Origin of the sequence: Caulobacter sp. NIBR1757, assembly GCF_027912495.1 — a bacterium.
In the GTDB taxonomy this organism is placed as follows: Bacteria; Pseudomonadota; Alphaproteobacteria; order Caulobacterales; family Caulobacteraceae; genus Caulobacter.
The window spans coordinates 3,754,158-3,780,630 of the sequence record NZ_CP115463.1; the positions used below are offsets into that span (position 1 = coordinate 3,754,158).

Below are 26,473 nucleotides of genomic sequence, written 5' to 3' on the forward strand. Positions count from 1 at the left end.
GACACCGGATTGATGCGGTCGATACCGCGCGATCCTTGGAGGTGACGCGCCATGGCAGACCCAAAGCCGTTCTTGAGCATCTGGTCGGTGGTCCCCGCCCAGGTCGGAGAGATTCAAGCGGGCCAGTTCTCGCCAACGGCGACGCCGCGACAGTACGATGTCTGCTTCCAGGCCATTCCGCCGCACACAGACAAGCGGCTTCGCATCTATGACCACGCCAGCTCGGCTTTCCTGACGCCGGCCAGCGAGGGGCCCTTCGACGCCACACAGTCTGTCGAAGCCATCACCATCATCGGCGTGACGCGCTTTCTCTTCCACAGGGATGGCGACGTGGCCGGCATTCCGGACTTCGGCGCGCCCGTCATTCCTCAGTCGATCATCGAACCCGCCGCCTACGCCAGGCGGCTGCCGTTTCAGGCCGATGTCGCCGACGTCAACGGCCATGGCCGCCGGGCTCATGACCGCCTGAGCCAAACCGTCGCCGCCCCCTTCAGCATGGTGCGCCTGACGCAACTGAGCCAGGCGGAGTTTCCGCAGTGGCTGATGTTCCGGTTTCCGCTGCGAGCCCCCGTTATCGGCGACATGACCGGTGGCGGAGGGGCCGCGGAAGTGGGGGCGCTGGCCGGCGGTCTGCTCAGGCAGGTGGCGGCGAACGGCAACGATCAGTCGCCGGACGAGATCAGCAAGGTGCTGCTGCAGGACGCCGCCAGCGCCGCCGAACTTCGGGACGGCGCCTTTCGCCGGGCTCCCTATCTGGCGGGAGTCTTCGCCTGCGCCGCCAGGAACGCGGCGCCGCACCTCGAGGCCTTTGCCTCCAATGCATCCGCGGTTGGCGTCCTGGCGGCGATCGGGGCGGTCGATGGCCGGAATTCCCCGGCCCGTCACTGGTCGCCGTTCGAGACGGACCGCCTGGACAAGGCGACGGCCATGGCCGACGGCCTCTGGTGGGCGCATTCCGACAAGGCCGGAAATCAGGCCCGCACGCTCGCGACCAACCTGCGGCAGATGTCCAGGTTCCCGATCAGCGGCGGCGACCGGCCGGTGCTTACGGCCCTGTTCAGCGAGCATGCCAAGGCCCCCAAGGAGGCCTTCGCCCCCAGGCTGGCCGTTCTGGAAGTGCTTGGCCTCACGCCCGCGGCCACCACGCCGCCGGACCGGGAGGCGGCGCAAAGGAGCCTCGCGGTTCCGCAGCACTATCTGCACACCCGGCAGGTGGGCGGCGATCTGGAATGGCGGCGCTGGCTGTCGCTTCAAGCGCCGGGGGGCGGAGAGCCGACGCCGGCGATGATCCGGGTCAGACGACCGTCCGGGGCCGCCGCCGACCCGCGGGTCGCGGCCTATGAGATCTCCGTCGAGGGGCTGACCGACGCCCATGTCCTTGATCTGTGGTCGCGAAAGGTGGCCACGCCGCTCCGCGCCCTGAGCCGCGACCTCGGCAGCCGCCGATCACTGTCCCTGCTGCCAGACTTCCTGGGCGCCGCACCGAGCGCCCGGGAAAAGAAGCACGGCGGCCGGTGGGTCGTGCGCCTCACCTGCCAGGAGGCCTGGCGGCCGGATCGCTGGGCGGCGAAGGCCTGGCTGACCGCCGGGCAGGTCCAGCCGGCCTGGGACGCGGACTTCGTCATCCGCGCGGAAATCTTCGCGTCGGCGACCTTGGCCGACGGCTGCGCGCCCAAGGACAGCGCCTCGGAGAGCCAGGACTATTTCTATACCGAGGCCCCCGAACCGCTCGCCACCGTGGCATCGACCCTGGGCGCGGCCGGCCTGGAACTCCCGGCCTTGCGCGACCATTATGGCAAGGCGCTGCGGCTTGAGCAGGAGGCCCGGTTCACCATCGGCTTGACCGATCCGGCCGGGGCCAACAGCGGCCTGATCTTTGATGTCGGTGGCCCGACCTGGACGCTTCGTGCGCCTCATCGGCTGACCGTCAGCCAGACGATCCGCGGCGCCGGCCAGTCGCGGATGGCGGTCGGCGGCCTGGACCTGGCGATTGGCGGCCTGGCCGCATTGAACAAGCCCTTCCAGATCGACATCGAAGCCAACGACGATCCGCTCGCCTACGCGGTCGGCGACATGGACCGACCTCTGGCGATCGCGGTCGAGTCGGCCACGGTGGGAGGCATCGACGCCGGCATGGCCGACCCCTCCCGCCAGCCAATGCTCTGGGCGGCCGGCCCGCTTGTCGAGAAGGCCGTGCTCAACGGCGTCGATCGCCGCGACCAGCTCCAGCGCCTGCGCCGGACCCTGTTCAGCCTGAACCACAAGGGCACGGCGGGCGGGGCCGGCCGCGTGGCCGTGACGGTGATCGATCCCGCCCCCATGCTTGTCGCCCGCGTCGAGGCCGCCAAGCTCTCGGGCGCGACGGCGCAGACGTCGGTCCTCGCCACCTGGGATTCGACGGAATCGCTCTGGCGCCTCGCATGGTCGGATCGCGAGACACCCACCAGCCGTCTCAGCCTGCCCCCGCAAGGGGTCGCCGAGGCCTGGGAACGCCGGGCCGACGGCGCTGCCGACCACCATCTTCCACCAGACCAGGTCAAGCCCGACGCGCGGGTTCCGGCGCGGCTGACCCCCGCCACGGTCGTCGACATCGAGAGCGAGGAGCGCGAACGCAATCCGGTGGCGCCCTGGAACATCGGCCAGGTGATGGGCGATGCAAGCGCCGATCTGCCCGGGGCGCGGCTGACCCGCATCGAGCGAATGGAGGCTCTCTACGGACTGCGCGCCAGCCGCAAGGCGATCAAGGGCATGCGTCTGGCGGAAATGGCGGCCTGGCGCGGCGAGCCGCCGGAGCCATCCGGCCCGGCGGGCCGCCGGCGGGACGACTGGACCCAGGCGAAGGCGACCTGGGACCGTCGGCTGGCCGTGCTTGACCTGCGGCCGGAAGACGACCCGTTGGCCCGGCCGGTGGTCGACGACGTCGAATTTCGCCTGCGGCTCAAGGCGGACGGCGCCCATCATGGCCGTTCGATCAAGGCCTCGCTGCATGACGCCGAACATGACCAGGGCCCGTCCGATGACGACGTCTGGACCGACGCCGACAAGGGTGGCGTCATCGGCGGCGCCCTGGCCGGCTTCGAGCAGGTGGGACTGGTCCGCGCGCTGCTGCGCGACGCGGCCGGCGGGCGCGGCTCCATCGATGGCCTGCAGATGTCGGCCCTGGGAGCCTGGACCCGGCCCCGTTCGCGCTTCAACAACGACCTGACCCGAATCTCCGCCGACCTCCAGATGGGCCGCACCCACGAGGCCCGGTTCGAGCGGATCGGCCGCATCGCCGGCCTTCACCATCCCGCCAAGCACGTCATCGTCTATCGGCGCGGCGTGCTGCCGAGCGATCAGTTCGCCGGTGAGCAGGATCCGCATGTCGGGCGACCGATCGTCCGCAAGGCCGAGGAATACATCGAGCTGCTGCAGCCCTTGCGGACCTATCCGGACCGCGTCGGGGCGACGGCGATGAGCGCCGGCTGGTTCCTGGGCGCGCGCTTCCGCACGATCCGAATTCCCGTCCATGGCTCGTGGGCGACGCCGATCGACGATCCGCGCTTCGAGGGATACGCCCTGCCGCTCTGGAAGTCGGAAGACGAGCTCAGGCGGCTGAACTTTCCGCTGCACGTCTACGACCGGCCGATCGTCGAGGCCCTGATCGCCAGCGACCCCAAGCTGACGGATCCCGAGCCCCCGGCCCGGCGCGTGGCCGATCCGCAGAAGCTCCGCTTCTACACCATCACCTCGGTCAGAAGCGGGGATGGCTGGGTCGATCCCGACCGCGACCCGGAAGCCTGGCCTTACGTCTATCGACTGGACATGATCGACCGGCCGATCGTCACCCCCATCGACCGCCCGCTCGGCAAGCCGGATTTCCGGTCCAACGCCGGACCGGGCGTGATGCTGCCGCCCGCCGACGCCCTGCCCTATGGGTTGGAAGATTACACGCTGACGCTCGAGGCCGGTCCTCTGGTCAACGTCTCGCACGGCCGCAACGCCAGCCCGACCCTCGCCGACATCCGCACCGTCACCCTGCTCCGGGCGGCGCCGGGCAAGCCCGATAGCGCTCCCGATCAGGCCTTGGTCGCGAAGACCTACGCCAACCTCGCCGAGGCATCCGGGGACGTCGACCAACTGCTGCGGATCGCGGCCGCCGGCGGGACCCCGGCCGCGGTGAAGGCGGCCGCAAGGAAGGCCTTCGACGCTCTGGCCGACAAGCTGCCCGACAAGACGGCGCTGGCGGGCCGGGGCATCGACTTCAAGGCGCGCGAACTCTGCGCCTGGGCGCATGAGCCCGAACGGCGCCTCGGCGAATTCCTGACCCGCCTCGATGCGCTGGAGGCCCTGCTTCCCACCGAGAAGTCCTGGAAGGACGGCAGGGTCTCGATCGCCCCGCTCGAGGCGTTGATCGCCCGCCTGAAGACCTTCAAGCCGATCAACCAGGCGCTGAGGGGTCAGCTGTCGCCGGCCATCTCCGACGCCCGCGCCGCCGTCGCCGACCTCAAGGCGTCGGGCGAGCAGGCCGCCGACGACCTGGGGAAAGCGGCCACCGCGCTGGCGTCCAGGGTGACAGACCTGGAAGCCTGGATCACCGACATCGAGGCGTTGAAGTCTCAGGTCGCCAGTTCGGGCCCAGACCTCGCCGAAACCGTCGATCCGTTGCGCCGGCGGGGGATCGACACCGCCGAATCCCTGCGCGGCCAGCTGCGCGCGCAAACCGACCGGCTCGATGGCCTGATCGCCGGTCTGCTCGGCGAGATCGCGGCGCGGCGTGAAGCCATCGCCAAGGCGGTTCCCGGCGGCGTCAGTCATTTCGACGCCGCGCTCAAGGCCCTCTCCTCGGCCAGCGACGCGGCGCTGAAAGCGGCCCGCGCCCTCGACACCCGGCTGGGCGGGCTGACGTTCGCGCTCGATGCCCTGGCCGACAAGGCGTTGGCCGCCGCGCAAACCGAGATCGACGCCACGCGCGCCGAGATCGTCAAGGTTCTGGGCGACGCCATCACGGCGCTGAAGAAAGTCGATGGCGAGCTGAAGACGCTTAAGGCCATGGCCGCCGGGGTTGGAGTCGAGGCCAAGCGCATCGTCCAGACTCTGGCGAGCGCCGTTGAGGCTCCCCTCGATGAGGTTGTCAGAGGCGTCTATGATCTCTCACTTTCCATGGCCGGAACCATCGAGGCGCAGCTCGATATCGCCATCGAACAGCTTTCGGCCATTCGCACCCAGCTCGAGGCCGCCAGGCCCGACTATCCGAAGGCCGACATCGATAGCGTCAAGGCCGCCTTCAAGCTGCTGCGCGAGAACGGAGGCCTGGCTGTCAGTGAGCTGAAATCCGCGGCGGAGGCGATCTGCAAGCCGCTGCTCCAGGCGGACGCCTACCTGAGCGAAATTCTGGCCGACGCCAACGCGGCGGTCGCCGCGATAAAGGCCCGACTCGAAGCCCTGACGGACGTTCCCACCCTCCTCACGGAGCTCGCGGCCGCCGGCCGCGCCTTTGGCGTCTCCCTCAATCTCCTGCGCCAGGGGGTCGAGGACGCCATCGACGGGCGGATGCTGAAGCGGCTGGAAGCCGCCGTCGGTCCGGCGCAGGCGGCGAGTCTCGGCGAGGCCGTGGCGCTCAACCTGCTCCGGGCGGCGGGCGCCCCGCCGATCGTCGAACAGCTGGCCTTCAACCGCGACCGCATCGCCTACTATTTCGACCAGGAGGCCAAGCGCATCCTGGTCACCCCGGTGACCGCCCTGGTCGATCAGGCTGACCGGGCGCTCAAGGGCGTCGGTCTTACCCTGCCGACCCTGGCTATCGAAGAGACGCTGCTGGCGCCGGCGCACGCGGCTTTCGACAAGATTCGCGGAGAGATTCTCTCAAGCGTCCAGATGAAGGCCAGTGAAGTCCTCAAGGACTTCGCCGGTCTCAAGGACATGCTGCCGAACCTGAAGTTCGACAGCCGCCTGGCCAGCGGCGTCCGCGTCACCCATGACTTCGACGCGGCGCGCAACACCGCCTGGCTGCAGGCCGACATCAGCTTCGGCCCGGAGACGCAGGACCTTTTCCGACAGGATGCCTTCGCCCTCACAGCGGAGAAGATGCGCCTGCAGGGCCGGTCACGCTACGAGCGCAGCCTGTCCGGCCGCGAGGCGCGCAGCGTCAAGGCCAGCGTCACCTCCGACTGGGTTCTGGAAATCGGCGGCATCAAGGTGGTGCGGATTCGCGACGCGGTCATCGGCTACGACGACAGCGCCGGCCTCAGCTTTGACATCCGGCCCGAGAAGATCGAGTTCGACCGCCTGCTCAAGCTGTTCACCGACGCTCTGGCGGCCTTCAACAGCGGCGACCGGCCGCTGAAGATCGAGATGATCATCGACGAGGCGACCGGGCGGCCGGCCGGTCTGAAATCGCGATACGACCTGCCGCCGACCACGTTCGGCGTCGGGGCGCTGACCGTGCTCAACGCCAGCCTCGGCGTCCATCTGGACCTTGTGCAGCGCTCCGAATTCGAAATCCGCGCCTTTGCCTATTTCGGCCGCCGGGACGCGCCCTTCGCCTTCATCCTCGGTTGGCTCGGCGGCGGCGGATACCTGGAGGCCGAGGCCACGCACCGCCCGTCCTCCCGCCAGACCGAGCTGGCCCTGCGGCTCAGCATCGGCGCCTGCGCCGGCACGGGCTTCAGCTTCGGACCGCTGCGCGGCCATGTGCAGGTCTATCTCGGTTTCGAGGCCAGCTACGTCTCGAACAAGGCCGGGGCCAAGCTGTCGATCATCGCGGTGATCGTCATCTCCGGCTCGGTAACCGCCTGGGGCTTCGTCACCATCGGCCTGGGGATGCGCCTGGCGCTCACCTACGAGGGCAGCCGGGTCGTCGGCCGGGGCCACGTCTCGGTCTCGGTGCGGATCAGCCGCTTCTACACCCAGTCCTTCTCCTCTCCCATCAACTACCGGCTCTAGGCGCAGGGCATGAACCCGGACATCGACATCACGGTCTACGTTGAGGCGCTCCTGGCCGACGTCGGGCCGTGGAACCAGCCGCGCAAGCTGCTCGGGCGTATTCTCAACGTCGAGCTTACAAGCCTCCAGGCCGGGGAGACCACCGGCGACCACGCGGGCCGGCTTACCCCGCTTCTGAGCCCATGGCTTTGGGACGTCACCTGGGACAACACCCGGCCCGACGCCGGCGCCGGCGTAGCGGCGCCGATTGGCCTGGCCGACGCCATCACCTCGGTGCTGGCCGACATCCTGAAGGAGGACAGGCAAGATCTCCTGAAGGCTCCGCCGGCCGACGCCGACCAGTCCGACCCCTACTGGCTCGCCATCCTGGCTCAGCTCGGACGGCTCCACCCCCTGGTTTCGCAAGGCTTGAAGCTGACCGACGTCCGCGAGTGCGAGGACATGTCGCAGGAAGACCTGATCATCCGGACGATCAAGATCGGAGCCGACAGCTACACGATCGGTCAGAGACATGAGAACGGCGTGCGGTTCCGTTGCGTGGCCCAGCCGGAGGTGTGGAATCGCGCCGCCCTGAGCAACCAGTTGATCGGTCTCATCGAGCCGCTTGGCCGGCTGGTGAAGTCGGTGGACGACGGCAGCCTGGCCAACTGGCTGGCCGACCTGCCGGGGCGCCTTGGTGCGGCGCTGAACCCGGCGCCCCGCCTGGCCGATCTGGCCGAGGCGGAAGCCGTGACGGTCGCGGCGGCGGCAAATCATCTGAAAGTCGGCCTCGAGCGGCTGCTCGCGCCACTGGGCGACGCGACCATCCTGGCGCCCCTGCTGAGCCAGGACGGCGCGCCACCCGACATGCAGATGGCGGACCGCTGGGCGGCGGACCTTGCGGGCCGCCTGCCTCGGATCAGAGATGAGATCCTTGCCGCGCTCACGAAGGACCAGGGCGCCGACGGCCCCATGGATCCCAGCGAGTTGCGCCTTCGCTACGCCTCGGCTTCCGCGGTGGAGCCGCTGAGCCAGGGGCTGGCCGAGACCCTGCCCACGGCCATGACCCCGGCCCAGAAAGTCATCCGGGCGGCAGCCGAAAGCTGGCTGCGCCAGATCTCGAACATCTCACCCATTCTGCATGGTCTGTTGCCTGACCGGCTGGCCCGCGACCAGCTGCTGCCGGCCCTGGTCGCCGCTGTCGCCAACAATGCGGTTGATGACTGGACCGAACTGCAGACCCAGTTCGGCGTCATCTTCCCGGACGCGGCCAGAGCCGTCCTGGGCCTGCGACCCGGTGACTTTCCGGGCGCCTTCGAAGCTATGGCGGCCGCGTTGAAGAGCGACCTGTTCGGCGGACGCCAGGACGTCGATCAGGGCGCCCAGGAAGGCCTGGCGGTCCGCGTCGACAGCGTCTTCCACAAGCCGCCGGCCGGCCTGCCGGATCTGCATACCCAGCTCGACGGCTTCCTCATGGCCGTGCAGCCGACCTGGATCGCCGACGGCCTTCTCCATGAGGGCGACTGGGCGTTGGTCACCCGTGGCCGAAGCACCCTGTCCGCCGGCGCGGCCAGGATCGATCTTCAGGACGGGCCGACGCCATTGCCGGTGGCCTTCGAGATGTCCTGGCAGTCGGGCGGCGCGGCGGAGAGCCGCCATGCGCTGGCCAACTACCACGGTCGGCCGTTGATCCCGTTGACCAGCGCCGACAAGCCCCCGCCGGTGAGCGGCCCCGACCAGGAGGTCGAGGTTCCGCCGACGCCGGCCCTGACGCTGGACTATCTTGCCGATGGCGGCCCCTATCCGGACCTGGCCTACGGCCGCGACTATCGGGTGGCCATAGGCTATCAGGCGCCGGGCGGCATCCTGCCACGGGGCTTCTGCGCGCCGGCCGACCCCTTCACCTACGCCCCGGACGCCCAAATTCTCGGCGACACGGACTGGCGGAGGGATATCAGGTTCCGGCGCTCCCTGAAGCCCGGCGCGCCTCGGCTGCTGCCGGCCGGCGAGACCGACAGTCCCCTGCAGCTTGGCGGCCCCCGGGATCATGCCGTTCCGCCGCTCTGGCGGGAGTACGCGGCCCTGTGGACCGGCGCCGACGCCGCGGCGCAGCGCCGGCGACTGGATGGGCTGGCGACCCTGTTCCTCGACCCGGTTGGCGCCGACAAGATGATGTCGCTGACCCCGGCCCAGCTTGCCTTCGACATCCGCCCACCGGCCCTCGCGCTCGGCGACAGCCGGCCAGACACGGTCCAGAACGCGGCGGTCTGGCGCTACTGGACAGCCCGTGACAGCGACTTCACCGGCGCGGCGCCGGCCACCGCGCCGGCCGTCAGCGACATGGACGACCCGGCCGTGGTCGGCGGCCCGGGCGGGGCCGCGACCGGCCGCGGCGGCGTCATCGTCCGGCTCAGTGAGATTACCCCGACCGGCCTGGTGTCGAAGGCGTCGCAGCCAATCGTCCTGACCTCCGGCGCCGCGGTCAGGGTCGTCGTCGAGACAGGACAGGGTCATCCCGACCTGACCATGACGGTGGCCGGCCGAACCGTCACCATCAACAGCCCGCCGGCCACCCGCTTCGTCGTCGAAGCCTTGACCGCCTGCGACCCGGCCTTCTTCGCCGGCGGCGACGATGTGCGCTTCGCCGCCGACACGCCCGTGGTCACGGAACACGGCCTGGTCGTCTTCGGCCGCTCCGCCCTGGTGTTCGAAGCCCTTCCGCTCGAAGCCCACCTGCCCTCGGCCGACGATCTCTGGCGCGCGCTCGACCTGACGCAGACCGGCGTGGCGTTGGCCGCCCGCCCCTCTCCGTCAGCGTTCGACTATATCGGATCGATCGAGGCCACCCACCAACGGTGGACCTGGGACGGCGGCCCGGTGTGGCCTCTGAGCGATTTCGGCGGGCTGAGCTTTGGCCTTGCCGAGCCGCCCGGCGCCGGCCGCGACGGCCGCTTCGTCGCCTTCGAGACCACCATGATGGGGCGGCGCGGTTCGGCCGGGATCACGACCACGGCGAGGGCCACCGCCGGCCACAAGGCCCAGCTCCTGACCCTCGAGCAACGGCCCAATCAGGGCGGCGACTATCTGAGGATCCGCGCCGAGGCGATCAGCCGCTATGCGCCGCTCCGCCAGGGCGCGGGCGCCGACCCCGGCCTGTTGCGGATCGTGGCGCAGCTTGGCGACACGGACCTCGGGCGTTGGCGCGGCGTGACCCTGGCGCTAAGCCGGCGCGACCCCCTGCCGACGCCGCGCCTGGCCCTCGCCGCGCCAACCTTCGGCCGGGTCGGCGGCGGCGCCGGCATGGCGGGCGGCATCGGCCTCTATCTCGACCAGCCAATGTTCGACACGCGGGATGGCGCCGGCCTTGCCGAATTGCTGGAAGTGGAGGTTCTGGCCGAACGGCTGATCACGCCCGCGACGACGGCGCACTCAATCGGTCCCGATCCGATTCTGACGGGAGATGCCGACCCTTGGATGACCGGTGTCGAGCCGTCGACCTGGGTCCTCAGCCGGGGAGTCATCCTGGGCCAGACCCTGGAGCCGTTCTCGGCCTCTCCGCGCATCCCCTTCAGCATCGCGCTGCTCGACCCGATCATTGGCCAGCAAGAGGTGAAGCCGGACACCATGGCGCGAATCCGGGCGCGCACCACGTTCGCCAGCCCGATGCCCGGCGTGACGCCCGCGGAACAGGAACGACTGACCTCGCCCTGGTCGGCGCCGGTCTGGGTGCACTTCCTGCCTGACGTGGCCGCGGTGATCGACGAACAGGTGCTGTTCCAGTGCCGACAGCAGGGCGGCCGCGTGACCCTGAGCGGCAACGCCATCGACAGAATACTCCACCCGGTCGCCGCCGAGGCCGCCGCGGCCCGACTCGCGCGTCTGACCGATCGGGTAACCGACCTGACCCCGTCCGGAGCGCCGCACCTGGCCCAAGGACTATGGGCCATCGCCCTGGCGACGGTGCGGGATGTGACGGGCGACGAGGTCATCCGCGCCAGTCAGGTCGTCCGCGCCCAGATCATCGATGGCGCGATCCGCTTCGACCTCGACGACGACATCACGCCTGCCTACGTGCGGCTGCTGGAGGTCCAGACCGTCCGGACGACCGAGGCGCCGGACGCGGATCTTCCGACAAGCCTTCTCGATGCGACGGAGCGCTGGTTCGGCGCCGCGCCCGATCCCGAGGTCGGGTCCGGACGCGCCGCGCCCGACCCTGACGTCCTCGAACGGATCGTGGCCGTGGGTCCGCTGGTCAAGGTCGAGGCCGCATGACGTTTGCGCTTCCCGTCTCGATCAAACGCGTCCGGCAACCCCGATCGGAGGGGGCCGTCCGGCGATCGTCGCCCAAAACGTCTTTTCATTCATTTAGTGCTAAGTTAATGAAACTCGCGCTTCGGCAACGGTTCCGAAGCCGGGAGGCGTTTTTCCATGTCGGCTCAGCCTGTCGCTCTCGGTTCGATCCTGGCCCACCATGCGCGCCGCTCACCCGGCCGCGCCGCTCTGGTTCTGGGCGACATCACCGTCAGCTACGCTGAGCTCGACGCGCGGACCAACCAGCGGGCCCGGCTGATCGCGGCGCGGGGCGTCGGCCAAGGCGACTTCGTCACCGTCGCCCTGCCCAACGGCCTGGAATTCTACGAGACCGTCTTCGCGCTCTGGAAACTGGGCGCGACGCCGAACATCGTGTCGGCCAAGCTGCCGCGGCCGGAGATGGAGGCGATCCTCGGGATCGTGCGCCCGAGGCTGTTCGTCGGCGCGGCGGCGGCCATACCCGGGATTCAAATTCTGACGGACGAGGCGCCCGACGGCTATTCGGCCGAGTCGCTGCCGGAGGTCGTCTCGCCGCACTGGAAGGCGATGACCAGCGGCGGATCGACCGGCCGGCCGAAGGTGATCGTCGACGCCATGCCGGCGCGGTGGGATCCGCGGGACGGATTCCTGCTGCAGCGGCCGGGCGACGTGATCCTCAACCCGGGGCCGCTCTATCACAACGCTCCGTTCCACTGCATCAGCATGGGGATGTTCGTCGGGGCGACCATCGTCGAGATGGGCAGGTTCGACGCCCTGCGCGCCCTGCAGCTCATCGAGGCGCATGGGGTCAACTGGGTGACCATGGTGCCGACCATGATGCACCGCATCTGGCAGCTGGGGCCCGAGGTCCTGTCGGGCTTCACCCTGCCCAGCCTGCGGATGATGCTGCACATGGCCGCCCCCTGCGCGCCCTGGCTCAAGCAGGCCTGGATCGACTGGCTGGGCGGCGAGCGGGTCTGGGAATACTACGGCACGACCGAGGGCATCGGCTCGACGATCATCTCCGGCACGGACTGGCTGGCCCACCGCGGCTCGGTCGGACAGGTGCGGCCCGGCTACGAGATGAAGATCCTCGACGAGGCGGGGAACGACCGGCCCATCGGCGAGGTCGGAGAGGTCTATTTCCGGCCCGAGGCCGGCCCGGGATCGACCTACCACTACCTCGGCAGCGCCTCGAAGCGCTTTGGTGACTGGGAGACGATGGGCGACCTCGGCTCGGTCGATGCGGAGGGCTATCTCTACCTTTCCGACCGCCGCAACGACCTGATCATCTCGGGCGGCGCCAACATCTATCCGGCCGAGGTCGAGGCGGCGCTCGATGCCCACCCGGCCGTCCAGGGCAGCGCCGTGATCGGGCTGCCGGACGAGGAATGGGGCGCCAGCGTGCACGCCATCGTCCAGCCGGTGGAGGGCGCGGCGCTGGCGGAGGCCGAGTTGCTGGATTTCGTCGCCGGCCAGCTGGCGCGGTTCAAATTGCCCAAGAGCATCGAGTTCACCAGCGAACCCCTGCGCGACGAGGCCGGCAAGGTGCGGCGCGCGGCGCTGCGCCAGGCGCGGCTATGAGCCGGCGGGCTGCGCCTTGCGGCGGTTGTAGAGGGCTTCGAGGCCGGCGGCCATGAAGGTGACGAACCGGTCGCGGACGGCCTCGAAATCGTCCGAGGCGCAGAGGTTGTTGGACAGCCGGTCGATCCGGCCGGTGCGCGACAGGATCAGGGTGTAGGCGCCCGAGGTGAACTGGAAGCTCCAGAACAGATCCTCCGGGTTGGCGTCCGGCAGGGCCTTCTGCAACAGGCCGATGAGGCGCAGGACCAGGGGATCGAAATAGAGGTCCATCTTCTCGGCGCCGTAGCCGGGGGCATTGTTCACCTGGGCGAAGATGCGGCCGAAGTTGCTCCAGCCCTCCTCGCCGTTGATGTAGACGTCGAAGGCGCCGTCGTAATAGGCGCGCAGCGCCCCCTCGACCGTCGGATGATCGCCGGCCTCGGCCTCGTAGGCGTCGAGCCCGGCGGTCCGCACCGTCACCGCATAGTCGACCCGGCGGCCGAAGACGGCGTCGAACAGGGCCTTCTTGCCATCGTGATAGTAGTGGATCAGCGCCGGGTGGATGCCCATGGCGTCGGCGACGTCCTTGATGGTCACCCCGAAGTAGCCGCGTTGCGAAAACAGGTCCTCGGCCGTGTCGAGGATCAGCTTCTCGGTGGCGGCGCGCTGGTCGGCGCGCTTGCGCCGTTCGCCCTTTGGCGCTGCTGCCATCCCCATCGACCTTCCTGAGTCCACGCCGGCGGGCGGCCTCACCTGGCCGTCCGGAAGCCCCGACGATGGGGCAGCGCCCCCATCGGGTCAAGGACGCCAGGCCAATTGATTTAGCCCCGACTAAATGAACTTGACGGCATCCATTTACTTAGCGCTAAATGAATGAACTCGACCAACCGGCCCTCCGCGAGAGGGGAACGGCGGCGACAACAGGGCGGCGAACCGCCGTATGGGGAGGTTGAAATGGTTGGACAACGTATCACCACGCGTGGGCGCGCGCTTTGCGGAACCTCGCTCGCCGCCGTCCTGCTGCTGGCGGCCGGACCGGGCCTGGCCCAGACGGCCCCGGCCGACGAGGAAGTCTCGGAAGTCGTCGTCACCGGCACCAGCATCAAGGGCGTGCCGCCGACCGGCTCCAACCTGATCAGCGTCTCGCGCGACGACATCGAGACCCTCGGCGCCGCCAACACCCCCGACCTGCTGGCCAGCGTGCCGCAGCTGAACAGCTTCAACACCGCCCCCTCGGCCAGCCTGGGCGGCTTCGGCTCGTTCGCGCCGGGCATGCGCGGCCTGCCGGCCAACGCCACCCTGCCGCTGATGAACGGCCACCGGCTGGTCGCCGCGGCCGCCAACGAGACCAATCCCGACTATCCGCTGATCCCCAACCTGGCCATCGAGCGAATCGAGGTCGTGGCCGACGGCGCCTCGTCGATCTATGGCTCCGACGCCGTCGCCGGGGTGGTCAACTTCATCACCCGCCGCAACGTCAAAGGCGTCGAGGTCTCGGCCAGCTACGGCGTCGGCGATGAATACTACATCGGCCACTTCGGCGGCCTGTTCGGCCACAGCTGGGGCAGCGGCAGCATCCTGGCCGCCTACCAGTACACCGAGAACGACAACATCACGGCCGGCGACCGCGACTACCGGCTGCAGGATTTCCGGCCCTACGGCGGCATCGACACCCGCGGGGTGAACTGCCCGGACGCCAACGTCCTGGTCAACACGACCTTCTACTCGGTCTACTACGCCGCGCCGGCCCTGGCCGCGAATACCCGGAACTTCTGCGACAACACCGCCGTCGCCGACCTGCTGCCGAAATCCCGCATCCACAGCCTGTTCGTCTCGGGCCATCAGGACGTTACTGATCGCGTCACCCTGTGGGGCGAGGTTCTCTATTCGGACCGCAAGGACGAGCTGCGCGCCTCGCCGCCGGTCCAGGCGGTGTTCCTCACCGCCGCCAACCCCTTCTTCCGGGCCCCGGCCGGCACCTTCGCCACGGTCGAGTACGTCATGTTCCGGCCGGACAACCTGATCGGCGACGACCACTTCCTGAACACCGACAAGCGGCTGGTCGGCAACTCGTCGTTCGGCGTCGACGTCAGCCTGCCCGGCGACTTCGACCTGACGGTCTACGGCACCTACGACTGGGCCCAGAACGACGCCTTCATTCCGCAGATCAACGCCGGGGCCCTGGCCGCGGCGGCGGCCGGCACGACGACGGCCACGGCGCTCGACCCCTTCGGCACGGGCACCTCGCCGGCGGTCAGGGCCGCCATCCTCAACTCCTCGACCTCGGTGACCATCGACCAGCGCACCAGCCTGGGCGCCGTCCGGCTGAGCGGACCGCTGTTCGACCTGCCCGGCGGCCAGCTCAAGGTCGCCGTCGGCGGTGAACTGCGCCGCGAGACCTTCGAGCAGACGGGCTTCGTCGGCGCCACCGCCGTGCCGGAGGACCTCGACCGCGACATCAGCTCGATCTACGGCGAGGTCTTCGTGCCCGTGGTCGGCGAGAGCAACCGGATTCCGGGCCTGTACAGCCTGTCGCTGTCCCTGTCGGGCCGCTACGACGACTACAGCGACTTCGGCTCGACCAGCAATCCCAAGGTCGGCGTCAACTGGGAGCCGATGGAGGGACTGGCGTTCCGCGCCTCCTACGGCCAGTCATTCCGCGCCCCCGGCATGCGCCAGATCGGCGCCACGGTCGGCGCCTACTACCTCGACGCCGCCAGCGCCGCCGTCAGCGCCAACGACCCGACCCGGGGCGGCGCCCAGGTCAATACCGTCTACCTGCTGGGCGGCAACCGCGACCTGCAGCCGGAAGAGGCCACCACCTATTCCTACGGCGTCAGCTGGAATCCGGCCTTCCTGCCGGACCTGCGGCTCAGCATGACCTACTACAATATCGAGTACACCGACGTGATCGGCACGCCGTCGGCGTCGCTGGTGTTCACTGATCCGACCTTCGCCTCGGTCGTCTATCGCAACCCGACGGCGGGGCAGCTTTCGTCCCTGCTGTCGATCGCGGTGCCGGTCAACCTGCCGACCCCCCTGCCCGCCATCGGCAACATCCTGGACCTGCGCCTCAACAACTTCGGCTCGCGCAAGACCGACGGCCTGGACTTCGACATCAACTACCGCTGGCCGACCAGCTTCGGCGCGGTCTACGCCGACCTGGCCGGCAACTATGTGCTGAAGTTCGACACTCAGCTGTCGCCGGCCTCGCCGGTCGTCGACAGCCTGAGGCTGGGGGTGCCGCGGGCCACGGCGCGGGCGACCTTCGGCATCGAGGCCGGGCCGATCAGCGCCGCCGGCTTCGTCAACTACCGCGACGGGGTGCGGAACAACTTCACCACCCCCACCGGGGTCAGCTCCTACGAGGCCGACGCCTACACCACCGTCGACCTGCGGGTCTCCTGGCGCCTGGGCGAGACCGGCTGGCGGCGGGGCACGACCCTGGCCCTGCAGGTCAACGACCTGTTCGACCAGGACCCGCCCTTCTTCCCGGCCACGGACGGCATCGGCGGCGCCTACAATCCGATCGGCCGCTTTGTCGGGCTCAACCTGCGCAAGTCCTTCTGATCAAGCCGGAAGCCCAAGAGTATGCCTGACGATGCGTTCCGCCGTGATCACGGCTTCGATCCGGCGAAGCTGGCCGCGGTTCGGCCCACCCTGCAGGGGTTTGTCGACCGCGGCGAGCTGTCCGGCCTGGTGACCTTGGCGTCACGGGGCGGCGAGGTGGTTCACGCCGAGGCCATCGGCTGGAGCGACCTCGAAAGCCGCACGCCGATGCGGCAGGACACGCTGTTTCGCATCGCCTCGATGAGCAAGCCGATCACCTCGGTGGCGGCCCTGATGCTGATGGAGGAGGGCCGGATCGGGCTCGATGATCCGATCTCGCGCTGGATTCCAGAACTGGCCGATGTGCGCGTGCTGCGGGATCCGACGGGCCCGCTCGACGACACCGTGGCCGCCGGGCGGGCAATCACGGTGGAGGACCTGCTCACCCATCGCGCCGGCATCGCCTACGCGCCGTTCTCGGAGGGACCGCTGAAGCCGGCCTACGAAGCAGCGCTCGGCGACCCCGGCATGAACCGCAAGACGGCTGACGAATGGCTTGCCGCGCTCGGGACCCTGCCGCTGGCCTATCAGCCCGGCGAGCGTTTCCACTACGGCCATTCCACCGACGTGCTCGGCTTCCTGATCGGCCGCGCCGAGGGCAAGCCGTTCCGGCAGGTGCTGGCGGAGCGGATCTTCGGCCCGCTTGGCATGGCCGATACCGACTTCTGGCTGCCGCCCGCGAAGCGCGCCCGCCTCGCCAGCCTCTACGCCCATGACGAGGCCTCGGACAAGCTCCGCAAGGTCGAGGTCGAGATGTACGACGCTCCGCCGGCCTATACCCCCGGCGGCGGCGGCCTGATCTCGTCGGCCGGCGACTATCATCGCTTCGCCCGCATGCTGCTGCAGGAGGGGGTGCTGGACGGCGTTCGCCTGCTGCGGCCGGAGACGGTGCGGCTGATGCGGACCAACCGGCTGACCGACGCCCAGCGGCGGGTCCCCTTCGTCGGCATGGACCTGTGGAGCAAGTCGGGCTTCGGCCTCGGCGTCTCGATCGCCGAGGACCTGGTCGGCAACCCCTACGCCTGCGGCGCCCCGGGCTCGATCACCTGGCCGGGGGTGTTCGGCACCTGGTGGCAGGCCGACCCGGTCAACGACCTGATCCTCATCTTCCTGATCCAGCACCAGGTGCCGGTGTCGGCCAACTCCGGCTCGACCATCGCCACCGGGCGCGGCGCGGCGGGGCGCCAGGCCCTGCCCCTCTTCCAGGCGGGCCTCTACGGCGCCCTGCGGGACGCCGCCTCGTGAGCGCCGCCGACGAGGCTACCACCGCTCGCCACGCGCCCCTGACCCGGCGGTTCAAGGCCGCCTATGGAACCGGCGCCATCGCCGACGGCGTGGCGGCGGCCGGCTTCGGCTTCTTCCTGCTGTTCTACCTGACCGCCGTCTGCGGCATGTCAGGCACGGCGGCGGGCACGGCCAAGCTGATCGCCCTGCTGATCGACGGGGTCGCCGATCCAGCCATCGGCCTCGCCAGCGACCGGCTGCGCTCGCGGTTCGGACGCCGCCTGCCGTTCATGGTCGGCGGCCTGCTGCCGTTCGCCTGCGCCTTCGGGCTGATCTTCTCAATGCCGGCGTCCCTCACCGGCCTGCCGCAGTTTCTGTATGTGACGGTCTGCCTGGTCGTCCTGCGGCTTTCCCTGTCCTTCTTCGTCCTGCCGTTCACCGCCGTCGGGGCCGAGGTGACGGACGACTATCGCGAGCGCGCCAGCGTCGTGGCCTTCCGCCTGTCGTTCCAGAATATCGGCATCCTGCTGGGCGTGGTGCTGGGGCTGGGCGTCTTCATGGCCGGCCCGGAAGGCCTGCTGGGGCGCCAGAACTACGCCCCCTTCGCCTGGACCTGCGCCGCCGTGATGCTGCTGACCGGGTCCGTGGCCATCGCCGCGGTGCGCCAGGCCCTGCCGCGCCTGCATGGGCCGGAAACCGGCGGCGGGCATTTCCTCTCAGGCTTCGGCCGGGAGATGGTCGAGCTGGCCCGCAACCGCTCCTTCCTCATCCTGTTCGGGACGGTGCTGACCTACTTCCTGGCCTATTCGGCCCACGTCTCCCTGGCCCTGCACGCCAGCCGCTACTTCTGGAAGCTCGACACCTCGGCCATCCAGATCATCCTGCTGAGCACCACGCTCGGGCCGCTGCTCGGCGCCCCGATCAGCGCCTTCGCCCTGCGCCACATCGAAAAACGCACCCTGTCGATCGCCGCCTTCCTGTCCATCGCCGTGCTGCTCAGCTGGCCGCCGCTGCTGCAGCTCTATGGGCCGGCCCCGCTGACGCCGACGATGGCGACGGTGGTCCTGTTCATCAATGGCCTGCTGGTCGGCACGGCGATCATGATCGGCGGCATCGGCTTCCAGTCGATGCTGGCCGATACCGCCGACGAGCATGAGTGGCTGTTCGGCGTGCGGCGCGAGGGCCTGTTCTTCTCCGGCCTGACCCTCGCCTACAAGGCCGCCTCCGGCCTTGGCGGACTGATCGCCGGCCTGGCGCTCGACGCCATCCGCTTTCCGACCGATCTGGCCGCGCGCGGACCGGGCCTGGTCATTCCCGGGCCGGTGCTGGACCGGCTGGCGCTGATCTCCGGGCCGTTGCCGGCCGCCTTCGCCGCGCTCGCGCCGCTGTTCCTGATCGGCTACCACCTGACAAGGCAAAAGCACGCGCGGATCATCGCCGAGCTCGAGCAACGGAACGGGAGGACGGGCGCGTGATCAGACCCCTTGCGATGGCGGCGGCCCTGGTGCTCGGCCTTGCCGCGCCGGCCCTCGCCCAGACCGCCCCCCTCGTCGCGGCGCCCGCCGGCAGCCTGCGCGGGGCCGACGACGCCGGCGTGAGCGTCTTTCGCGGCATCCCCTATGCCGCCGCGCCGGTCGGTCCCCTGCGGTGGCGCCCGCCGATGGCGGCGAAACCCTGGACGGGGGTTCGCGAGGCGACGCGGTTCGGCGCCGCCTGCATGCAGCCGGCCTCGCCCTTCTACAACCACCCGGCGGTCAGCGAGGACTGCCTGTTCCTCAACGTCTGGGCACCGGCCAGGGCGAAGAAGGCCCCGGTGCTGGTCTGGATTCACGGCGGCTCGCTGGTCAGCGGCTCGGGCAGCGAGGTCCTCTACGACGGCAAGGCCTTCGCCGGACGCGGCGTCGTGCTGGTGTCGATCAACTATCGCCTCGGCGCGTTCGGCTGGCTGGCGCATCCGGGACTGAATGCGGAATCGCCCGACAGGATTTCCGGCAACTATGGCCTGCAGGATCAGGTCGAGGCCTTGCGCTGGGTCCAACGCAACATCTCCGCGTTCGGCGGCGATCCCGGCAACGTGACGATCGCCGGCGAGTCGGCCGGCGCCCTCAGCGTCATCTACCTGATGGCGGCGCCGCAGGCCCGGGGCCTGTTCCACCGGGCGATCAGCCAGAGCGGCTACATGATCACCGCGCCCATGCTGCGCGGCGGCGGCTACGCCGACTGGCCGGACGCCGAAACGGCCGGCGCGGCGCTGGCCGGCCAGATGGGCGCCGCCGACACCACCGCCCTGCGGGCGATGAGCGCCCAGGCGGTCATCGAGGGGACGGCGCGCACGCGCTGGTTCCCGCTGGGCAATGTCGACGGCCATACCCTGCCCCGCCAGCCGATCGACGTCTTCGACCGCGGCGAGCAGGCGCCCGTGCCGGTGCTGGCCGGGTTCAACGAGGGCGAGATCCGCTCGCTGCGGTTCCTGTTGCCGCCCGCCCCCGCCGACGCCGCCGCCTATGAGCGCGAGATCCGGGCCCGCTACGGCGATCTGGCCGACGCCTTCCTCGAACGCTATCCGGCCGGGACCATGGCCCAGAGCATGCTGGCGACGACGCGGGACGCCATGTACGGCTGGACCGCCGAGCGGCTGGCCGCAAAACAGACGGCCGTCGGCGCGCCGTCCTTCCTCTACTATTTCGATCACGGCTATCCGGCCGCCGACGCGGCCGGTTTCCGCGCCTTCCACGCCTCCGAGATTCCGTTCGTCTTCGGGACCACCGGACTGACGCCGCCCTACTGGCCGGCCATTCCCCGGGATGGGCGCGAGCAGCGGCTGTCGGACGCCATGCTGAACTACTGGGCCAGCTTCGCCCGGGACGGTGTGCCCAGCGCCCAGGGTGAAGCGGCGTGGCGGCCCTATGGCCAGGACCGCCACTACATGGCCTTCGAGGATGCGCCCCACCTGAGGGCCGGGCCGCCGAACGGGTATGGGCTGCATGAGGCGGTGGTCTGCCGGCGGCGCGCCAAGGGCGGCATCGCCTGGCACTGGAACGTCGGCCTCATCGCCCCGCCGCTGCCGCCCAAGGCGAACGGCTGCGGCTGATCCCTCGGGGCGAGGGTTGACCCTTTCGTCAATTTGAATCCGGGCGGCGCGTGGCCTTGCCTCTTGCCATGGCGTAGTCGTTCGCCCATTCTGACGAAATCGTCAACTAAGGCTCTCGCCATGAGCACCCTCAAGATCGAAGACGTCGCCCACGTCCGTTTCCGCGCGCCGGACCTGACCGCCATGCGCGGTTTTCTCGAAGATTTCGGGCTGTTGGTGGTCGAGGAGACGGACCACCGGATTGTCGCCCGGGGCAGCGGGCCCTCGCCGGTGGCCCATGTCACCGAACTGGGTGAGCCGGGCTTCGCCGCCATCGCCTTCCGGGCCGAGAGTGTCGCCGACCTGGAGCGACTGGCCGCCGCCGAGGGCGTGCCGGTGGAAGACTGCGACCTGCCCGGCGGCGGCAAGATCGTCACCCTGAAGGACCCCGACGGCCATACAATCGAGGTGGTCGCCGGGCAGGCGGCGGCCGAACCGGTGGCGCTCAGCGACAGCACGCCCTGGAACCGGGCCGGCGCGCGGGAGCGCCTGCGGGCCACCAAGCGCATTCCGGCCGGGGCGGCCAATGTCGTGCGGCTGGGGCATGTGGTGCTCAACGTCTCGGACTTCCGGGCCTCGGAGCGCTGGTACAAGGACCGGTTCGGCTTCATCACCTCCGACGAGATCGAGGCGGCCCCGGCGTTCGCCATCGGGGCCTTCCTGCGCTGTGACCGGGGCGTGGCGCCGACCGATCACCACACCCTGTTCCTGCTGCAGGCGCCCTCCGGCCCGGGCTTCAACCATGCGGCCTATGAGGTGGCCGACCTCGACGACCTGATGCGCGGCCATCAGCGGCTCAAGGAGACGGGGCGACAGGCCGAGTGGGGGGTCGGGCGGCATATCCTCGGCAGCCAGGTGTTCGACTACTGGCGCGATCCCTGGGGTCACACCCTGGAGCACTGGACCGACGGCGACCTGTTCACCGCCGAAGACGGATCGAACGTCGCCAGCCTGCAGGACCTGCTGGGCGTGCAATGGGGGCCGTCGATGCCCCCGACCATGGGCTAGGGGAAACACCGATGAAACTTGCCACCTTCGAGGCGGGCGGTCCCGCCCAGCTGGGCGCCGTGGTCGGCGACCGCATCGTGCCGCTGAACACCGGCGGCTTGCCGGGTGAGATGATCCAGCTGATCGCCGCCTGGGATGAGGCCGAGGCTGAGGTGCGGCGGCTGGCCGAGGCGGGAGCCGGCGCGGTGGCGCTGGACAGCGTTCGGCTGCTGGCCCCGATCCGGCGGCCGGGCAAGATCATGGCCATCGGGCTGAACTACGCCGACCATATCGCCGAGAGCAATCTGGGCACGCCCGAGCATCAGGTCTGGTTCTCCAAGGCCTCGACCTCGGCGAACGGGCCCCATGATCCGATCCAGGTGCCGAAGGTCAGCCAGGCCCTCGACTACGAGGCCGAGCTGGTGGCCGTGATCGGCAAGGGCGGACGGCATATCGGCAAGGAGGCGGCGGCCGGCGCCATCTTCGGATACTGCTGCGGCAACGACGCCACCGAGCGGGCCTGGCAGCACCGCACGCCGCAGTGGGTGGTGGGCAAGTCATTCGATACGCACGCGCCGTTCGGGCCGTGGATCACCACCAGCGACGAGGCGCCGGACCCGCATGGCCGGTCGATCCGGTGCCTGGTCAATGGCGAGGTGCGTCAGGACTCCAACACCTCGCACCTGGTGTTCAACGTGTGGGAGCAGGTCGCCCATCTCAGCCAGGCCATGACCCTGGAGCCCGGCGACCTGATCTTCACCGGCACGCCGGGCGGCATCGGGGCGGCGATGAAGCCGATGCAGTTCCTCAAGGACGGAGACAGGGTGCGCATCGAGATCGAGGGCCTGGGCGCGCTCGACAATCCTTGTGCCAACGAGGCCTGAGATGGAGGCGGAGGTTCTGATCGTCGGCCTGGGGCCGGTGGGCGCAGTGCTGGCCGGGCTGCTCGGCCAGCGGGGCGTGCGGGTGATCGTTGTCGAGAAGGAGACGGACCCCTATCCCCTGCCCCGCGCCGTGCATTTCGATCATGAGATCATGCGGCTGTTCCAGCAGCTGGGCGTCGCCGAGCAGGTGCTGGCCCATGTCCGCGACGTCCCGGACTACGAGTTCCGCAACGCCGCCGGCGAGGTGCTGATGATGCTGCCCCCGGCCCGCGAGACGCCCTCGGGCTGGGGCGGCGGCTACATGTTCCACCAGCCCGGGCTGGAGGCGGTGCTGCGCGAGCGACTGACCGCCCTGCCCTCCGTCGAGGTGCGCATCGGCGTGCGGCTCGACGGGTTCTCGCAGGGGTCGGATGGCGTGGTCGCGGAGGTCGTCGGCGCCGACGGCGCGGAGACGATCCGCGCCCGCTATCTGGTCGGCTGCGACGGCGCCTCGAGCCCGGTGCGGGAGGCGATCGGCGGCGGGCTGTTCGACTATCAGTTCGACGAGCCCTGGCTGGTCGTCGATGTGCGGGCCGGCGAGGATTGCACGACGCCGCGGCGCAATATCCAGCTCTGCGATCCGGCCCGGCCGACCACCTGCGTGCTGAGCGGCCCGGGGCGGCATCGCTGGGAATTCATGCTGCTGCCCGGCGAGGATCCGGAAGCCATGCGGACCGACGCGGCGGTGCGGGCCCTGCTGGCGCCCTGGAACTGCGGGCCGGTCGAGATCGAGCGGCGGGCCGTCTATCGCTTCCATGGCCTGGTGGCCAATCGCTGGCGCGACGGCCGGGCGCTGATCGCCGGCGACGCCGCCCACCAGACGCCGCCCTTCGCCGGCCAGGGGATGTGCGCCGGGGTGCGCGACGCCGCCAACCTGGCCTGGAAGCTGGCCGCCGTGCTGAGGGGCGAGGCGGGCGAGGCCCTGCTCGATACCTACCAGGCCGAGCGCGAGCCGCATGTGCGGGCCGCCATCGAGCTGGCCATCGGCATGGGCCGGGTGGTCTGCCTGCTGGACCCCGCCGCCGCCGCCCAGCGGGACGCCGGCATGCTGGCCGCCAGGGAGTCGGGCGCACCGCCCCTGCCGCCGCTGGCCCCCCGCCCCTTCGCCGAGGGCTGCATCCTGCCCGGCGCGGCGGCGGCAGGGACGATGTTCCCGCAGCCCCGGGCCGACGAGGCGCGGCTGGACGACGTCATCGGCGATGGCCCCTGGCTGCTGTCCCGCGACACCCTCGATGACCCGGCCCTGGCCCCGTTCCGCGCGCCACTGGAGGGGTGGCTGGACCGGCACGGGGTGGAGGCGGTGCTGGTCCGCCCGGACCGCTACATCTTCGGGACCGGCGAGGCCGCGGCCTTGCTGGCGGCATGGACCCGGGTCACCCGGCCGGCCATGGAGGCGGCATGAGCATCGACAGATCCAATCCCCGCGCCATGCGGACGCGGGCGGCGCTCATCGGCGCCGGCCGGCGGCTGTACCGGGAGCGACCCGTCGATGCGGTGACGGTGGACGACATCGTCCAGGCGGCCGCCGTCGGCAAGGGCAGCTTCTACAACCACTTCGCCGACCGCGAGGCGCTGGTCCGGGCGATCAGTTCGGAGATCCGCGCCAGCGTCGAGACCGCGGTCACCCTGGCCAACGAAGGGGTCAGCGATCCGGCCAGGCGGATGGCCCGGGCGGTCTGCGGCTATCTGCGGTTCGGCCTGGATCAAGCCGAGTCGGCCGGGGTGCTGGTTCGCATCCACAGCGGCCACACCTCGCTGTCGGCGCCGCTCAACAAGGGCCTGGTCGAGGACATCGAAAACGGCCTGGCCGCCGGCCGCTTCACGGTCGCCACCGTCGAGGCCGGGCTACTGTTCGTCATGGGGGTCACCCAGCTGGCCCTGGTGCGGGTGGTGCAGGAGCCGACCCCGGCGTTCGCCGTCTCGCTGTCGCAGCAGATGTGCGCCCTGATCCTGCGGGGGCTGGGTCTCGGCGGCGCCGAGGCCGACCTGATCGCCGCCCAGGCCAGCGACGAGATCGTCCGCAAGGGCGCCGCGCCGGCGCCGCCCGGCGAGACGGCGCACTAGGGCATCGACAGGCTCGGCCTTCCAGGGTCTGACGATCGATACGATCACGCCTGCCGGAGAATTATGCAGGTCCCGCATCAGGCGGGCAAAAGCACGGATTCATGGCGAGAACGCCCGTCCCGCGCGTTGCGAACGGGGGCGTCCATATCCCATAATAGGGAATGGCGGTGACCGCCATCGATTCGCGTTCGTCGAGTCTGGTCACCCAAGGCGGGGCGACTTTACCGGAATGCGTTCCAGACTATCCGCAAAGGCCGGATTGGCGATCCGCAAGCTGCGGGTGGCGCGCGGCTGGACCTTGGCCCAGTTGGGCGAGAAGGCGGGCGTGCCGCTATCGACCCTGTCGAAGGTGGAACTGGGCCAGACCTCCCTGTCCTACGAGAACCTGCTGCGCATATGCCGCGGCCTCGAGATCGACATGGAACGGCTGATCGGAGCCGAGGCCGACAGCGAGGCGGGCGGCGCGTCGACCCGCCCGGACGCGATCGGGCGGCGGGCGGTGTCCCGGGCCGGCGACGGCGATCCCATCCGCCTGCCCTCGGGGGAGGGGCGACTTCTCGGCGGCGAGCTGATCCGCAAGGCCTTCACCCCCATGGTCATCGAGGTGACCTGCGACGACTTGGGCGCCCATGGTGGCTTTCACCGCGATGAGGGCGAGGCCTATCTGATGGTGCTGGACGGCGCCCTGGCCGTGCATTCGGAGCATTATGCGCCCCTGAAGCTGAAGGTCGGGGACAGCGTCTATTTCGACGCCCGGGCCGGCTATGCCCTGATCCGGGATGGCGGCGCGCCCTGCCGCGCGCTGATGGTCCTGGCCGGCGATCGCCAGGCCTGACCGACAAACGGCTGGCTGCGGCGAAAGGCCCCAGGCGCTCTCATCCGGGTCACCGACCCCAGACTTAACCAATTGTTTTCTCGATTTTGAGAAGTACCTCGAGCGGGCATTTGATCGCGTGGGGCGCTTTCGATGAATCTCTCTCTGTCCCCCCGGGGACTGCGCGGCAAGGTGACGGCGGCCCTTACGGCGTTCGCCGACCATCCCATGCTGCTGCACGGGGCCGATGACGCCCTGGTCGCCACGGCGCGCCAGCCGGCCCCCGCCTTCAGCCCCACCGAAGACGGCTGGAAGGAATTCTGAGCATGACCATCGTCAAACTCGACGCCCGATTGACCGCCGACCAGGCCGCCCCCCTGCGCGACGCCCTGCTGGCCCATCGCGGCTCCAGCCTGACCCTCGACGCCGGTGAGGTCGAACGCCTCGGCGGCCCCTGCTTCCAGGTGCTGGCCGCCGCCCGCAAGACCTGGGCCGCCGACGGCCAGGACCTGACCTTCATCCAACCATCCCCCGCCTTCACCACCGGTCTCGCCGTCCTGGGCGCGACCGACTGGATGCCGCAAGAGGACATCGCCTCGTGAGCCTGACCATTCTCGCCGTCGACGACTCCCGCACTATTCGCGAGATGCTCGGCCATACCCTGCGCGCCGCCGGCTATCGGGTGGTGATGGCCGAGGACGGCGTCGCCGGCCTCGAAGCCCTCGAGACCGAGGCGCCCGACGTCATCGTCACCGACATCAACATGCCCCGGCTCGACGGCTTCGGCTTCATCGAGGCGGTGCGGGCCGGCAACCGGTCGAACCTCAAGCCGATCCTGGTGCTGACCACCGAGAGCGAGCCGGAAAAGAAGGCCCGGGCCCGGGCGGCCGGCGCCACCGGCTGGATCGTCAAGCCGTTCGACCCGGTCAAGCTGGTCGACGCCATCAAGCGCGTGGCGGCTTAGGG

At 69.9% G+C, this 26,473-nt stretch carries 16 protein-coding genes; 15 read left to right on the forward strand and 1 reads right to left on the reverse strand.

Features of this window, described 5'->3' with window-relative positions:
• Window positions 1-51 precede the first annotated feature (51 nt).
• The 3 genes from O5I81_RS18180 (at window position 52) to O5I81_RS18190 (ending at window position 12,777) form a co-directional block, all read left to right on the forward strand.
• Window positions 52-6,924 (forward strand): hypothetical protein, encoded by a 6,873-nt coding sequence (locus O5I81_RS18180; RefSeq protein ID WP_271066273.1) that lies wholly within the window; start codon window positions 52-54, stop codon window positions 6,922-6,924.
• A gap of 9 nt (window positions 6,925-6,933) precedes the next feature.
• Window positions 6,934-11,175, forward strand: coding sequence for a hypothetical protein (locus tag O5I81_RS18185; protein WP_271066274.1), 4,242 nt, complete (start codon window positions 6,934-6,936; stop codon window positions 11,173-11,175).
• Between the two features lie 156 nt (window positions 11,176-11,331).
• Window positions 11,332-12,777: an AMP-binding protein gene (locus O5I81_RS18190; RefSeq protein ID WP_271066275.1), complete on the forward strand. Its 1,446-nt coding sequence runs from the start codon at window positions 11,332-11,334 to the stop codon at window positions 12,775-12,777.
• Here the strand turns inward: O5I81_RS18190 and O5I81_RS18195 are convergent.
• Window positions 12,772-13,467 (reverse strand): TetR/AcrR family transcriptional regulator, encoded by a 696-nt coding sequence (locus tag O5I81_RS18195; RefSeq protein WP_271066276.1) that lies wholly within the window; start codon window positions 13,465-13,467, stop codon window positions 12,772-12,774. The two genes, O5I81_RS18190 and O5I81_RS18195, sit on opposite strands and share 6 nt — an antisense overlap.
• 243 nt (window positions 13,468-13,710) lie before the next feature.
• Here O5I81_RS18195 and O5I81_RS18200 point away from each other — a divergent pair, with 243 nt between their 5' ends.
• From O5I81_RS18200 to O5I81_RS18255, 12 genes are all read left to right on the forward strand, one after another.
• A complete protein-coding gene (locus O5I81_RS18200) occupies window positions 13,711-16,326 on the forward strand; it encodes a TonB-dependent receptor (RefSeq protein WP_271066277.1) in 2,616 nt (871 codons plus the stop codon).
• A gap of 21 nt (window positions 16,327-16,347) precedes the next feature.
• The gene (locus O5I81_RS18205; RefSeq protein ID WP_271066278.1) at window positions 16,348-17,610 is read left to right on the forward strand and encodes a serine hydrolase domain-containing protein; all 1,263 of its coding nucleotides are present in this window, start codon (window positions 16,348-16,350) and stop codon (window positions 17,608-17,610) included.
• Complete coding sequence (locus tag O5I81_RS18210; protein WP_271066279.1) at window positions 17,607-19,064, forward strand: MFS transporter; 1,458 nt, start codon at window positions 17,607-17,609, stop codon at window positions 19,062-19,064. The genes O5I81_RS18205 and O5I81_RS18210 overlap by 4 nt, the downstream gene beginning before the upstream one ends.
• On the forward strand, window positions 19,061-20,680 hold the full coding sequence (locus O5I81_RS18215; RefSeq protein ID WP_271066280.1) for a carboxylesterase family protein: 1,620 nt from the start codon (window positions 19,061-19,063) through the stop codon (window positions 20,678-20,680). Before O5I81_RS18210 ends, O5I81_RS18215 begins: the two co-directional genes overlap by 4 nt.
• Before the next feature lie 120 nt (window positions 20,681-20,800).
• A complete protein-coding gene (locus O5I81_RS18220) occupies window positions 20,801-21,727 on the forward strand; it encodes a VOC family protein (protein ID WP_271066281.1) in 927 nt (308 codons plus the stop codon).
• A gap of 11 nt (window positions 21,728-21,738) precedes the next feature.
• Window positions 21,739-22,590 (forward strand): fumarylacetoacetate hydrolase family protein, encoded by an 852-nt coding sequence (locus O5I81_RS18225; RefSeq protein ID WP_271066282.1) that lies wholly within the window; start codon window positions 21,739-21,741, stop codon window positions 22,588-22,590.
• A 1-nt stretch (window position 22,591) separates the two neighbouring features.
• Window positions 22,592-24,031 carry a bifunctional 3-(3-hydroxy-phenyl)propionate/3-hydroxycinnamic acid hydroxylase gene (locus O5I81_RS18230; protein WP_271066283.1) on the forward strand — a complete coding sequence of 480 codons (1,440 nt, stop codon included), beginning with the start codon at window positions 22,592-22,594 and terminating at the stop codon, window positions 24,029-24,031.
• Entirely contained in the window at window positions 24,028-24,693 is a 666-nt protein-coding gene (locus tag O5I81_RS18235) for a TetR/AcrR family transcriptional regulator (protein ID WP_271066284.1), read from the forward strand. Before O5I81_RS18230 ends, O5I81_RS18235 begins: the two co-directional genes overlap by 4 nt.
• A 259-nt stretch (window positions 24,694-24,952) precedes the next feature.
• A complete protein-coding gene (locus O5I81_RS18240; RefSeq protein WP_271066285.1) occupies window positions 24,953-25,528 on the forward strand; it encodes an XRE family transcriptional regulator in 576 nt (191 codons plus the stop codon).
• Window positions 25,529-25,660: 132 nt separating this feature from the next.
• Window positions 25,661-25,831, forward strand: coding sequence for a hypothetical protein (locus tag O5I81_RS18245; protein ID WP_271066286.1), 171 nt, complete (start codon window positions 25,661-25,663; stop codon window positions 25,829-25,831).
• 2 nt (window positions 25,832-25,833) lie between these two features.
• Entirely contained in the window at window positions 25,834-26,109 is a 276-nt protein-coding gene (locus tag O5I81_RS18250) for an STAS domain-containing protein (RefSeq protein ID WP_271066287.1), read from the forward strand.
• Window positions 26,106-26,471, forward strand: coding sequence for a response regulator (locus O5I81_RS18255; RefSeq protein ID WP_271066288.1), 366 nt, complete (start codon window positions 26,106-26,108; stop codon window positions 26,469-26,471). The genes O5I81_RS18250 and O5I81_RS18255 overlap by 4 nt, the downstream gene beginning before the upstream one ends.
• The last annotated feature ends 2 nt before the right edge of the window (window positions 26,472-26,473 follow it).